Here is a 12,079-nt window from a genome sequence, read left to right on the forward strand (position 1 = left end):
CAGATTGAGCGACGATCGATATCCGAACGCTATCCCGGTTAGGGGCGCCACGTCACCGAATTGAAAAACCGATCCTTGGGCCAGCTCCGGTCCTTCTCGAAGTGTCGGACCGAAACCGTCAGCCACTTGTTGCCGACGTACATCGTGCGGGAAGTTTGAATCTGGTCGCCACCTGCGCCGAAGCCAGAATAAGCATAGACCAGCTCAATCCCGCGCATTCCAGGCAAAGGCATCTCAGACGGTTTGAGCGGGCGCTGGCTGATGAACCTTTTGCTGACCGCCGCGTCGCCACCATCCTTTGCTTGCGCGATATCTTCAGCAATCTTCTTATCGACATCGAACGGCGTGTCGCCAATCACAGCCTGGACGAAGTAGAAAGCGCTGAAGTCTCCGGCGGCGTCGCGACCCGTGTAGTTGAGTTGGATCACCCGGCTTCTGATCTCCTCATTCCGCACATCGACACGCTCAGCATCACCCGGAAGCTCAGCGGAGAGCGCCGTCGGCTGGGTGTAGCGCTGCCAGTTCTGCTGAACGGGGAGGGTCGCAGAAACGGCAATCGTCGCGAGGGTCCAGATCTGGTGTGACAAGGTCATACATCCCCCTTCAGGCTTGTTTATGCGCCGCTTTATCGATGCACATTAATCTCGACAACGGTCGCTTCCGGTCCAAAACGATCCAGCAGTCGTGCGAAAAGTGGCACGAGTCCCGGGCTAAAACCGCGTCTTCAGCCACGCATCGACGATGGGCGTCGCGGGATAGTCGGGCTGGCCCAGCTTACGATTGACCTCCGCATGGCCGATCAGCCCGCGACCCTCGATCCGCGTGACCTGGGCCGGGGTGCCGACTTTGCGGAGTGCCGCGCCCAGCGCTTCGGACTGACGCTTGCCGTCGTCGCGATCGACATGGAGGATCAGGAACGCAGGGGCGTTGGGGCCGTCGGCGTGGAGGGTGGGGGACAGCGCCTTTTGCCGTGCGGGGTCGCTGCCGAATGCTTGGACATAGGTGTCGTGCATGAACTTCCCGCCGTCGGCGATCTGCGCTGCGACGTCATAGGCCGCGCCGTCGAGCGGGATCACGCCGCGAATGTCGCTGAGTGCAAAGCCGGCGGCGCGGGCGTAGCGGGGGTCGGTGCCGACCAGGGCGACGAGGTGCGCGCCCGCGCTGTGGCCCATCAGCACCATGCGCGCGGGGTCGATGTTGAGCTTTCCCGCCTTGCCGCGCAGCCAGGCAAAGGCGGCGGCGACATCGGCGGCCTGATCCTCGACCTTCGCGGCGGGGACGAGGCGGTAGTTGACCGAGGCGACGGCATAGCCCTGTTCGAGGAAATGCGTCACCTTGGCCGTGCCGGTCGCGTTGCGCTTGTCGCCGCGCTTCCACCCGCCGCCATGGACGAAGATCACGATCGGGGCGGGCTTCGCCTTGTCCTTTGCCGCCCAGAAATCGAGTTTTTGCAGCGGGTCCGTGCCGAAGCTGTGCTCGACCATGCCAGGGGCGGGAGCCTCTGCGCCGCGGGCGGCGGCGCGCTCGGCCATGCGCTCGGCCAGCCGCTCGCGCAATCGCTGTGCATCCGCCACCGGAACCGCCACCAGCGCCAGCCCCGCAAAACCCAGGATCACTCGGATCATGTCCACCCTCCAGCTGCGTTCCCCAGACAAATGGCGGGTCGTTGCTGAACCGGAACTGTCCGGCTGTGGTTACTCGCCGCCGAAGGTGTAGCTGAGCGCGAGACCGACCGAAGGCTGGCTGCGCGACCCCGCCGTGCGGACATAGGGTGAGCGCCCGGCGTCGCCGACCAGATGATCGTAGCGGGCATAGGCGCTGAGCCCGATGCGCTTGCTGAGCTGGCGCAGATAGCCTGCGGCGAGCCCGACGCCCTCGATTCCGCCGTCGGGGCGGAACTGGGCCAAGCCCGATGCCGCGCTGTCCGCTGCGGTGATGCCATACCAGGCGCGGTGGTATCTGCCGTCGGCCAGGGTCACGCGCGGGCCGATCGAGACGAGCCATTTGTCGCCGTCGCGCGCGACGTAATCGGCGCTGACTTCCCCAACCAGACCGTCATGGCCGCTCACCGCCTGACGCGCTTCGGCGCGGACGCGGATGTTCTTGGCGAGATAGGTCTGGGCAAAGCCGCCGATTTCGAAGCTGAACCCGACTTCGTGGAGCGGGACGCCGATATCGGCAGCCTTGCGCTTGCCGCGAAAGCCAAGCGCGGGGCCGAATTCGACGCCGCCCGCGTCAACCACCGGGAAGCCGAAGCTTTCATCCGGCGCCTCGAATTCGAACGGGTCGTCGCCGCGTGCGCGCGAGATGTCGAAGAACGGGCCGAAGGACAGCTCCCGGGCGCCGGGCGTCTTGGGCGACAGCTGCGGCCCGAGATAGATGCGGGTGCGCAGCGGTTCGCGCGTCGGTTCCTCACCTTGCTCCTGCGCGGCGGCAGGCAGGGCGATGGCGATGAGGGCGAGCGGGACGAAACGATACAGCATGGCGCACAATCTAGGCGATTGCGGCACAAGCGCCAGTCAGTCGCGCGCGAAAATCTCGTCGTGCGGGATGGTCGGGTTCAGATCGGCGACCACTCCACCTCTTCCGCGCCGTCATCGTCTTCGCTGACGCGGGCGTGGTCGGGGCCGATCGCTTCGAGCAGCTTGTCGAGCGCCCAGTCGACGCCGATGCCCGCTGCGCCGGAGATCGCGATGACCTCGGCCCCGCTGGCCTCCTCCAGCTCGGCGGAGAGTGCGGCGATCAGCTCGTCGTCGAGCGTATCGATCTTGTTGAGCGCGACGATGATCTTCTTGTCGAGCAGGCCGGCGCCGTAGGCGTCGAGCTCGTCGCGGACGATGCGGTAGCTGGTGGCGACGTCCTCGTCGTTGGCGTCGACCAGGTGCAGCAGGACCTTGCACCGCTCGATATGGCCGAGGAAGCGGTCGCCGATGCCGGCACCTTCGGCCGCACCCTCGATCAGGCCGGGGATGTCGGCGATGACGAATTCATTGCCCTTGTGCCGCACCACGCCGAGCTGGGGACGGGTGGTGGTGAAGGCGTAGGCGCCGACCTTGGCCTGGGCATTGGTCACGGCGTTGATGAAGGTGGATTTGCCGGCATTGGGGAGGCCCACGAGCCCCGCGTCGGCGAGCAGCTTGAGCCGCAGCCACACGAACATCTCTTCGCCCGGCCAGCCGGTGCCGTGCTGGCGCGGAGTGCGATTGGTGCTGGTCTTGTAGCTGGCATTGCCGCGCCCGCCATCGCCACCCTTGAGGAACACGATGCGCTGACCCGGTTCGGTCAGGTCGGCGAGCAGGGTGCGCTCCTCGTCATCGGCCAGAATCTGGGTGCCGACGGGAAGCTTGATCACCAGATCCTCGCCGCCCGCACCCGTCTTGTTGCTGCCCGATCCGCCATGACCGCGTTCGGCGCGGAAATGCTGAGTGTAGCGAAAGTCGATCAGCGTGTTGAGGCCGGGCACCGCTTCGAAAATGATGTCGCCGCCCTTGCCGCCATCACCGCCGTCGGGGCCGCCATATTCGATATATTTCTCTCGGCGGAAGCCGACGGCGCCGCCGCCGCCCCAGCCGGATTTGATGTAGATTTTGGCCTGGTCGAGAAAATGCATGATTAAATGTCCTGACCCCACATCTTCTGGAAGCGGGGCGATCCGGTGAGTTGGCGCAGGGCGATTTCGCGCGCCGCGCCACGGGGGAGGTCGAGCGAGCGGGCCAGCTGTTCGCCGAGCAGCGCGTCGCCCATGGCCATGAGGACGAGCGCCAGCGTATCCTCGCGCAGCGCGACGCCCGACTCTTCGCCCTCGACCGCAGCGATCTGATCCACAAGGCCGTGGATGACTTCGAGGATCGGGTCGAGCGCGTCTTCATTGCCCGACAGGATCATCCAGCTGGCCAGCGCGCCTGCGCCCGATTTGTCGAACGCATCGAAGGCGAGATCGACCACTTCGCGCGGCTTGTCCTCGGTCGGCGCGGTGCCGTTGGCGCGAGCCTCATGGATCAGGCGGACGATGCGCGCGCAGACGGTTTCCGCGAGGCTGCGGGCGAGCGCGCGCTGCAACCCGGCGGCCGAGCCGAAATGGTGGAGCAGATTGGCATGGGTACGCCCGATCCGCGCGGCAACGGCCTTGAGCGTGACGGCCTGGGGGCCAGCCTCGATCAGGATCGCGCGTGCGGCCTCAAGCGCGGCGTCGCGTGATTCTTCGGGGCTGAGCCGACGGCGTTCGGAGATGGGTGTTATTGACATTCGTGTAAGTAAGCGCTAGTTCCTTGCCCAGAGCCTTGGAGCAAAATGATGTCGAACGCAAAGACTCCCGCCGATCTTACCATTACCCCGCGCGACCGCCGGTTCGGACGCGGGCAGCAGCAGGACCGGCTGTGGCTGGGTGGAGACATGGCCGCGACCGCATTTTATAATGCATTGTCGGTAACCTTTCCCAAGGGTGAAGCCTATTTCATCGAGAGCGTGAAGGCGTTCCGCGACGGCGTCGACGAGAAGCTGGCGCGCGAAATCAAGGCATTCACGGTGCAGGAGGTGGTGCACAGCCGCGAGCATGTCGCGTTCAACAAGCGCGTGCTGGATCATGGCTATGACATCAGCCGTCTGGAATCGCGCGTCGATCAGGTGCTGGAGATCGCACGGTCGCGGCCCAAGATCGTCCAGCTCGCCGCGACCATGGCGCTCGAACATTACACCGCGATCCTCGCGTCCGAGCTGATCAGGAATCCGAAGCATCTCGCCGGTGCGGACAAGGAGAATGCCGATCTGTGGCGCTGGCACGCGCTGGAGGAGATCGAGCATAAGGGCGTCGCCTACGACACCTATCTCCACGCGACGCGCGGCATGAGCCGGTGGAAGCGGTGGAAGATCAAGTCGTTGACGATGCTGTTGATCACGGTGACCTTCTGGAAGCACCGGATCGAGGGGACGCTGGACCTGATGGCGCAGGATGGCGTCACCGGGTGGCGCGCAAAGGCGATGGTGGCCAAATATCTGCTGGTGTCGCCCGGCATCGTCACGCGGATGATTCCGGCGTGGCTGAGCTACTTCATGCCCGGTTTCCACCCGTGGAATCACGACGACCGCGCACTCATCCAGAAAGCGGAAAGCGACTATGCGGCGGCCGTGATGCCGCGCGGAACCGTCGCCGCCTGAGCGCGTTCTGAATTACTGAACGGAAAATATCAGAAATTATCCGTTCCGGGGTTGAAACCGCTTTTCCGCCTCCCCAATTGCTGCAACGCAATAAGGGGAAATACAATATGCGTGTCCTGGCAGGCTTCGTGGCGCTGGCGGCTTTGAGTGCATGTGGTGGCGGACAGCCGACTGCTGCCCCGCCGCCGCCCGAGGTCATGGTGGCAGCGCCGCTTCAGCGCGAAGTGATGGATTGGGACGACTATACCGGCCGCTTCGTCGCGCCGGAGGATGTCGAGCTGCGCGCCCGCGTCAACGGTGTCATTACCGCGGTCCATTTCCGCGACGGCCAGGACGTCCGCAAGGGGCAGGCGCTCTTCACGATCGATCCGCGCCCGTATCGCGCGCAGCTGATGCAGGCGCAGGCGCAGATCGCCCGCGCACAGGCCGCGCTGAACAACGCCCGGCAGGTCACGGCGCGCAGCCGCGCGCTGGCGAGTGCCCAGGCGGTGAGCGCCGAGGAGCTGGAAGCCAATGTCGCCGCCGAGCGCAGCGCCGCCGCCGATCTGGCCGCGGGCCGCGCTGCCGCGTCGCAGGCGATGCTCAACCTCGGCTTCACCACCGTACGCGCTCCGTTCGGCGGGCGCGTTTCGGACCGCAAGGTCAGCATCGGCGATTTCGTCGCCGAGGGGCAGACCGTGCTGACCCGGGTCGTGTCGCTCAACCCGATCTGGTTCGAGTTCGAGGGCGCCGAAGCCTTTTACCTCAAGAATCTGCGTCAGGATCAGCGCGGCGAGCGCGGATCGTCGCGCACCACTGCCAATCCGGTGCAGATCCAGCTCGCCGACGAGAATGAGTATCGCTGGAACGGCCGCATGGCGTTCCTCGACAACGCGGTAGACCCTAATTCGGGTACGATCCGCGCGCATGCGGTGGTGCCCAACCCGACCGGATTCCTGACGCCCGGCATGTTCGGCCGCGCGCGCCTGCTCGGTTCGGGCAGCTATCGCGCGATGCTGGTGCCGGATGAAGCGATCGTCACCGACCAGACCCGGCGTCTGGTCTATGTCGTGAGCAAGGACAACAAGGCGACCCCGCGTGTCGTCGAGGTCGGCGCGAAGGCCGAAGGCTTGCGCATCGTCCGCGACGGTCTTGCGCCGACGGACCGCGTGATCCTGACCGGGGTCGGGCGGCTTCAGCCGGGCGCGCCAGTCACGCCCAAGGCAGGCAAGATCACGCCCGACGCGACCAAGCAGGCCGCACCCACGCGTCCCATCGATCCGCCGGCTTCGGGCCAGGCGACCGTCCAGTAAGGGGCGCGTTCCATGAAATTCCCCCATTTCTTCATCGACCGGCCGATCTTTGCGGCGGTGCTGTCGATCCTGATCGTGATCGTCGGCGCCATCGCCTATCCGTCGTTGCCGATCGCGCAATATCCCAACATCGCGCCGCCGACGGTCGTCGTGACCGCAGCCTACCCCGGCGCGAGCGCCGAAACTGTCGCCGAAACCGTTGCCGCACCGATCGAACAGGCGATCAACGGCGTCGACAACATGTTGTACATGACGTCGTCGTCGACCGGGAACGGCCAGACGCAGATCACGGTGGCGTTCAAGCAGGGCACCAATGTCGATCAGGCGCAGGTGCTGGTGCAGAACAAGGTCGCGACCGCCGAGCCGCGACTGCCAGAGGATGTGCGGCGCATCGGCGTGACGGTGAACAAGAGCTCGCCCGACTTCCTGATGGTCGCGTTCTTCACCTCGCCCGACAACAGCCTCGATATCCAGTATATCTCCAACTACGTCACGCTGCAGGTGCAGGATCGCATCGCGCGGATTCCGGGCGTGGGCCAGGCGCAGGCGTTCGGCGGACGCGACTATAACATGCGCGTGTGGATCGACCCCGGCCTTGCCGCTGCGCGCGACATGACCGTGGACGAAGTCGTGAACGCGATTCGTGGCCAGAACGTGCAGGTCGCCGCCGGCACCGTCGGCGCGCCGCCCTATGGCAATGCGAGTCCCGCGTTCGAGCTGGGCGTCCAGACCAAGGGACGGTTGACCACGCCGGACGAATTCGGCGCAATCGTGGTCAAGCGCGACACGACGGGTCGCCTGACGCATCTGCGCGATGTGGCGCGGGTCGAGCTGGGCGCGCAGGATTACAACTTCAACGGTTATCTGAACGACAAGCGCGCGGTCGGCGTCGGCATCTTCCAGCTGCCCGGCTCCAACGCGCTGGCGACCGCCGACGCGGTGAAGGCCGAACTTGACCGCCTGGCCAAGGATTTCCCGCCGGGGATGAAATATTCGATCGACTACAACCCGACCGAATATATCGCGGAGTCGATCACTGCGGTCGAACACACGTTGATCGAAGCACTGGTGCTGGTCGTGCTGGTGGTGCTCATCTTCCTGCAAAGCTGGCGCGCGGCGGTGGTGCCGATCGTGGCGATCCCGATCTCGCTGGTCGGCGCGTTCGCGGTGCTGCTGGCGTTCGGCTATTCGCTCAACACCCTGTCGCTATTCGGCCTGGTCCTCGCCATCGGTATCGTCGTCGACGACGCGATCGTCGTGGTCGAGAATGTCGAGCGGCTGATGGAAGAGGAGGGGCTGTCCCCCAAGGACGCGGCGCACAAGACGATGGACGAAGTGTCGGGCGCGATCATCGCGATCAGCCTGGTGCTGGTCGGCGTGTTCGTGCCGACGATGTTCATTCCGGGCATTTCGGGCGCCTTCTACCAGCAGTTCGCGATCACCATCGCTTCGGCGACGCTGATTTCCGCCTTCGTGTCGCTGACGCTGTCACCCGCGCTGTGCGCGCTGGTGCTCAAGCATAAGGGGCATCACAGCGAACCCGCACCGGGCTGGCGTGGTCTGCCCGCGCGGGCAGGGGCGGCGTTCAACCGCGGATTTAACCGGCTGTCGGAGAATTACGGCAAGCTGACCGCGCGACTGGTGCGCATGCTGATGGTTGTCGGCGTGGTCTATGTCGCGCTGATCCTCGTCGCCGGCTGGCGCTTTACGTCGACCCCGTCGGGCTTCATCCCGCCGCAGGATCAGGGTTATCTGATCGGCGCGGTCCAGTTGCCGCCGGGTTCGTCGCTGAACCGCACCGACGCGGTAGTGCAGCAGGCGATCGCCGAGGCGCGTAAGCTTCCCGGAGTCAAATATGTCGTGGGCTTTGCCGGCCTCGACGGAGCGAGCTTCTCGACCGCACCGAACACCGGCGTGCTGTTCTTCGGCCTGGCGCCGCATGCCGAGCGCGACGCGACCGCAGACGAGATTCAGGGTGCGCTTTATGGTGCGCTCGCACCGATCAAGGGTGGCGACATCCTCGTCATTCCGCCGCCCCCGGTTCCCGGGATCGGCACCGGTGGCGGGTTCAAGATGATGATCCAGGACCGCGAAGGGCTGGGCTATAACGCTCTCGCGCAGTCCGCCTTCGGCATGATGATGGGCGCGAACCAGCAGGAGAGCGTCGCGGGTGCCTTCACCCTGTTCAACACCGGCACACCGCGGCTGACCGCGGATGTCGATCGCGAGCGGGCGGAACGGATGGGCGTGCCGGTGTCGAACGTCTTCTCGACGCTGGGTGCTTATCTCGGCTCCTCCTATGTCAATGACTTCAACTATCTGGGTCGCACCTTCCGCGTGACGGCACAGGCCGACGCACCCTATCGCGACGATGCGACCGACATTCAGGGTCTCAAGACCCGGTCGGCGTCGGGCGAGATGGTGCCGATGAGTTCGGTGATGACGTTGAAGAACGACAGCGGGCCGTATCGCGTGGTGCGCCACAACCTCTATCCCGCGGCTGAATTGCAGGGCGATTCCAAGCCCGGCTACTCGACCGGTCAGACGCTCGATTCGATGGAGACACTCGCGGCGCAGACGCTGCCGCAGGGGATGAGCTTCGAATGGACCGAACTGGCGCTGGAGCAGAAATCGGCGGGAAATACCGGCGTCATCGCATTTGGCCTGGCGGTGGTGTTCGTCTTCCTGTTGCTCGCCGCGCTCTATGAGAGCCTGGTGCTGCCGCTGGCGGTGATCCTGATCGTGCCGATGTGCCTGCTTGCCGCGATCCTGGGCGTCAACGTGATGGGGATGGACAATAATATTCTGACGCAGATCGGCCTTGTGGTGCTGATCGGCTTGGCTGCGAAGAACGCGATCCTGATCGTCGAGTTCGCGCGCCAGAACGAGGATCAGGGCATGGACATGTTCGAAGCGGCGAAGCACGCAGCGCATCAGCGCATGCGTCCGATCGTGATGACGTCGATCGCCTTCATCCTCGGCGTGCTGCCGCTGGTGATCGCGAGCGGGGCGGCGGCGGAGCTGCGCCAGGCGCTGGGCGTCGCGGTGTTCTTCGGCATGATCGGCGTGACGATCTTCGGCCTGATCTTCACCCCGGCATTCTATGTCATCAGCCGCAAGTTCGGCATCTGGGCGAACGCACAGCGCGCGCGCCTGGGCCGCAAACCCCATGATCCCGTGACGGAGCCTGCAGCATGAAGCGCCTTTTCATCGTGAGCGCGAGCGCGGCGCTGCTCGCAGGCTGCTCGGTCGGCCCGACCTATCAGCGGCCGGAAACTCCGCCCGCGGCGGCGGCGGCATTCGTCGATCCCGGCATGACCAAGGTGTCGGCGGGCGCGGTCGAGGGCGAATGGTGGCGGCTGTTCAAGGATCCGGTGCTCGACCGGCTGGTGGTGGAGGCTCTGACCTACAACACCGACATCCGCCAGGCGTCGGCGAACCTGAAGCGCGCACGCGCAATCCTGTCGGAATCGCGCGGGGCGCGGTTGCCGGGGACGAGCGTGAGTGCGGGCTATACCCGGTCGCGCACCGGAGCGGAGAGCGCGCAGGGCGCGCTGCCTGCTGGCCTGGATGGGGTCGAGGGCGACTTCTTCCGGGTCGGGCTGGACGCATCCTATGAGGTCGACCTGTTCGGCCGGGTGAGCCGATCGATCGAGGCGGCGCGCGGCGATGTCGATGCGGCGCAGGCGGCGCTCGACGGCGCGCGCGTGGCGATCGCGGCGGAGACGGCGCGGACCTATGCAGCAGCGTGCGGCTTTGCCGCGCAGGCGGCGGTGGCGCGCGAGACGGTGCAGCTCCAGTCCCGCACGCTCGACCTGACCCAGCGGCTGTTCGACGCTGGGCGCGGCACGATCCGCGATGTCGACCAGGCGCGGGTGCTGGCCGAGAATGCCCGCGCGCAGGTGCCGGCGTTCGAGGCGGAGCGGCGCGCAGCGCTCTATGCGCTGGCGACGCTGACCGGCAAGCCGCCGGCGGAGCTGGACGGGCAGGCCGATGCCTGCGCCACGCCGCCGGGCGTGTCGGCGCTGATCCCCGTCGGCGATGGCCAGGCCTTGCTTGCCCGCCGCCCCGATGTGCGTCAGGCCGAGCGGCAGCTGGCGGCGGATACGGCGCGGGTGGGGGTGGCGACTGCCGCGCTCTACCCGTCGATCACGCTGGGCGGATCGGTGTCGCTGGGCGCGCAGAATATCGAGGATCTGGGCAAGAGCTCGTCGTTCAACTTTTCGCTCGGGCCGCTGCTCAGCTGGAACTTCCCCAACATCACTGCAGCGCGCGCGCGGGTTCGTCAGGCCGAGGCAGGGGCGGAGGGTTCGCTCGCGGCGTTCGACGGTACGGTGCTGACCGCGCTGCGCGAAGTCGAACAGGCGCTGGCGCGCTATTCGGGTGAGATCGAGCGCAACGTCGCGCTGCGCCGCGCCGATGCATCGGCGACCAACGCCGCGCGGATCGCGATCCTGCGGTTCGAGGCAGGGCGCGACAGCCTGCTCCAGCGCATCGACGCCGAACGCGAGCGGGCAGGGGCGCGTGCGGCGCTCGCCCAGTCGAATGCCGCGCTGGCTGAGGCGCAGGTCGCGCTGTTCAAGGCGCTCGGCGGCGGCTGGGAAACCGCGCCCGATGTGGTGCGGCGCGAGGCTGCGGCGGCTGACTGAGGTCCAGAGTTTCGGACGGAGCCGTGTTGCGTAACTGGCTCCGTCCGATCAATTGACGCCAGTGTTGCTCCCAAGCCCTTCCCCTTCAGGGGAAGGGTTGGGGTGGGACCATCTTCTTGGCGACCGGCCCCGGTGGGTCCGATGTCGGCATCCCCCAACCATTTCTGCGACCTTGGTCATCCCGGCCCTGTGTCGGGGCGACGAAGGAGATTGGGCGGCTTACGACCCCATGGCTGACATCAGCGGCGGCGGCTCGGAGCCGGTTCGCTGCGCAATGCTGTAGAAATCATAGCTGCCGGAACCGTGATGATTTTAGAGCGTGATTCTAGCAGATTGTACCCAGGGGCAAACAGCCGCAGGCAGGCGGCATGCGCTGTTTCGCGTAGGTCGTAGGCGGGCAACCGAATATGTCGAGGTTGTGTTGTGGCACGAGCATGATGAGCGACAGGGATGTAAATTCGGTAATGGAACCGGCCGTCAACGCCGGTTCTCAGGGCTGGTGCTACCGATGGTACGCCCAAGTCGCTGCCGTTGTCACTGAATGGCCCGAAGGCGACTAGCCCATTTCCATCGCGAGGCGGGCAGAAATCCGCATCTACGTACAGGCTGTCGATCTCCTCCGAGAGAGCCGTTAGGCTCGTGCCTGAAACCAGGCGGACTTCCAGAAATCGGCCGTAGCTGGAGGATGTTTCGTCAGAGAGGGGCACATCAGTCGCGACGCGCACGGACTCAACGGCGTATTCACCGAGATCCTGCCCGCATCCGGTAAGCAGGAGGAGCGCCGAAATAGCGGGAAACGGCGTCGCGACTTTCACGACTTATGCTTTAGCAGCCCAGGATCCGCTTTCCACCCAATGCCGCACATTTGTACCTCATTCGGGCGAATGTGTGCGGGTGAGGCATTCGCCGTTGTTCGCGCGCAGTCTCGATGAGACTTCACTGCCCCACACCAACCCCTCCCCTGAAGGGGAGGGGCTTTTTAGA

General features: G+C 65.7%; 9 protein-coding genes. 4 read left to right on the forward strand and 5 right to left on the reverse strand.

Translation table 11 applies throughout. The features are described from left to right. Window positions 1-38: 38 nt before the first annotated feature. The 5 genes from ACO05N_RS10695 to ACO05N_RS10715 form a co-directional block, all read right to left on the reverse strand. Window positions 39-593 (reverse strand): hypothetical protein, encoded by a 555-nt coding sequence (locus ACO05N_RS10695; RefSeq protein WP_422057083.1) that lies wholly within the window; start codon window positions 591-593, stop codon window positions 39-41. A gap of 117 nt (window positions 594-710) precedes the next feature. Then, window positions 711-1,625, reverse strand: coding sequence for an alpha/beta hydrolase (locus ACO05N_RS10700; RefSeq protein WP_422057084.1), 915 nt, complete (start codon window positions 1,623-1,625; stop codon window positions 711-713). A 69-nt stretch (window positions 1,626-1,694) separates the two neighbouring features. Beyond that, window positions 1,695-2,483: a MipA/OmpV family protein gene (locus ACO05N_RS10705; protein WP_422057085.1), complete on the reverse strand. Its 789-nt coding sequence runs from the start codon at window positions 2,481-2,483 to the stop codon at window positions 1,695-1,697. Between the two features lie 77 nt (window positions 2,484-2,560). Then, entirely contained in the window at window positions 2,561-3,610 is a 1,050-nt protein-coding gene (gene obgE / locus ACO05N_RS10710) for a GTPase ObgE (protein WP_422057086.1), read from the reverse strand. A gap of 2 nt (window positions 3,611-3,612) precedes the next feature. Further along, entirely contained in the window at window positions 3,613-4,245 is a 633-nt protein-coding gene (locus ACO05N_RS10715; RefSeq protein WP_422057087.1) for a TetR/AcrR family transcriptional regulator, read from the reverse strand. A gap of 48 nt (window positions 4,246-4,293) precedes the next feature. Here ACO05N_RS10715 and ACO05N_RS10720 point away from each other — a divergent pair, with 48 nt between their 5' ends. From ACO05N_RS10720 to ACO05N_RS10735, 4 genes are all read left to right on the forward strand, one after another. After that, window positions 4,294-5,154 carry a metal-dependent hydrolase gene (locus ACO05N_RS10720; protein ID WP_422057088.1) on the forward strand — a complete coding sequence of 287 codons (861 nt, stop codon included), beginning with the start codon at window positions 4,294-4,296 and terminating at the stop codon, window positions 5,152-5,154. Between the two features lie 107 nt (window positions 5,155-5,261). After that, window positions 5,262-6,446: an efflux RND transporter periplasmic adaptor subunit gene (locus tag ACO05N_RS10725; RefSeq protein WP_422057089.1), complete on the forward strand. Its 1,185-nt coding sequence runs from the start codon at window positions 5,262-5,264 to the stop codon at window positions 6,444-6,446. Between the two features lie 12 nt (window positions 6,447-6,458). Next, window positions 6,459-9,644 carry an efflux RND transporter permease subunit gene (locus ACO05N_RS10730; protein ID WP_422057090.1) on the forward strand — a complete coding sequence of 1,062 codons (3,186 nt, stop codon included), beginning with the start codon at window positions 6,459-6,461 and terminating at the stop codon, window positions 9,642-9,644. Next, window positions 9,641-11,095, forward strand: coding sequence for an efflux transporter outer membrane subunit (locus ACO05N_RS10735; RefSeq protein ID WP_422057091.1), 1,455 nt, complete (start codon window positions 9,641-9,643; stop codon window positions 11,093-11,095). The genes ACO05N_RS10730 and ACO05N_RS10735 overlap by 4 nt, the downstream gene beginning before the upstream one ends. The last annotated feature ends 984 nt before the right edge of the window (window positions 11,096-12,079 follow it).

It is taken from the genome of Sphingomonas sp. (assembly GCF_965227385.1).
Taxonomy (GTDB): Bacteria; Pseudomonadota; Alphaproteobacteria; order Sphingomonadales; family Sphingomonadaceae; genus Sphingomonas.

What these genes read in the sequence shown, in the direction of transcription:
- ACO05N_RS10730 (WP_422057090.1), top strand. Translation starts at nt 6,459, where the DNA reads ATGAAATTCCCCCATTTCTTCATCGACCGGCCGATCTTTGCGGCGGTG.
- ACO05N_RS10735 (WP_422057091.1), top strand. Translation starts at nt 9,641, where the DNA reads ATGAAGCGCCTTTTCATCGTGAGCGCGAGCGCGGCGCTGCTCGCAGGC.
- ACO05N_RS10715 (WP_422057087.1), bottom strand. Translation starts at nt 4,245, where the DNA reads ATGTCAATAACACCCATCTCCGAACGCCGTCGGCTCAGCCCCGAAGAA.
- ACO05N_RS10705 (WP_422057085.1), bottom strand. Translation starts at nt 2,483, where the DNA reads ATGCTGTATCGTTTCGTCCCGCTCGCCCTCATCGCCATCGCCCTGCCT.
- ACO05N_RS10695 (WP_422057083.1), bottom strand. Translation starts at nt 593, where the DNA reads ATGACCTTGTCACACCAGATCTGGACCCTCGCGACGATTGCCGTTTCT.
- ACO05N_RS10700 (WP_422057084.1), bottom strand. Translation starts at nt 1,625, where the DNA reads ATGATCCGAGTGATCCTGGGTTTTGCGGGGCTGGCGCTGGTGGCGGTT.
- ACO05N_RS10720 (WP_422057088.1), top strand. Translation starts at nt 4,294, where the DNA reads ATGTCGAACGCAAAGACTCCCGCCGATCTTACCATTACCCCGCGCGAC.
- ACO05N_RS10725 (WP_422057089.1), top strand. Translation starts at nt 5,262, where the DNA reads ATGCGTGTCCTGGCAGGCTTCGTGGCGCTGGCGGCTTTGAGTGCATGT.
- obgE (WP_422057086.1), bottom strand. Translation starts at nt 3,610, where the DNA reads ATGCATTTTCTCGACCAGGCCAAAATCTACATCAAATCCGGCTGGGGC.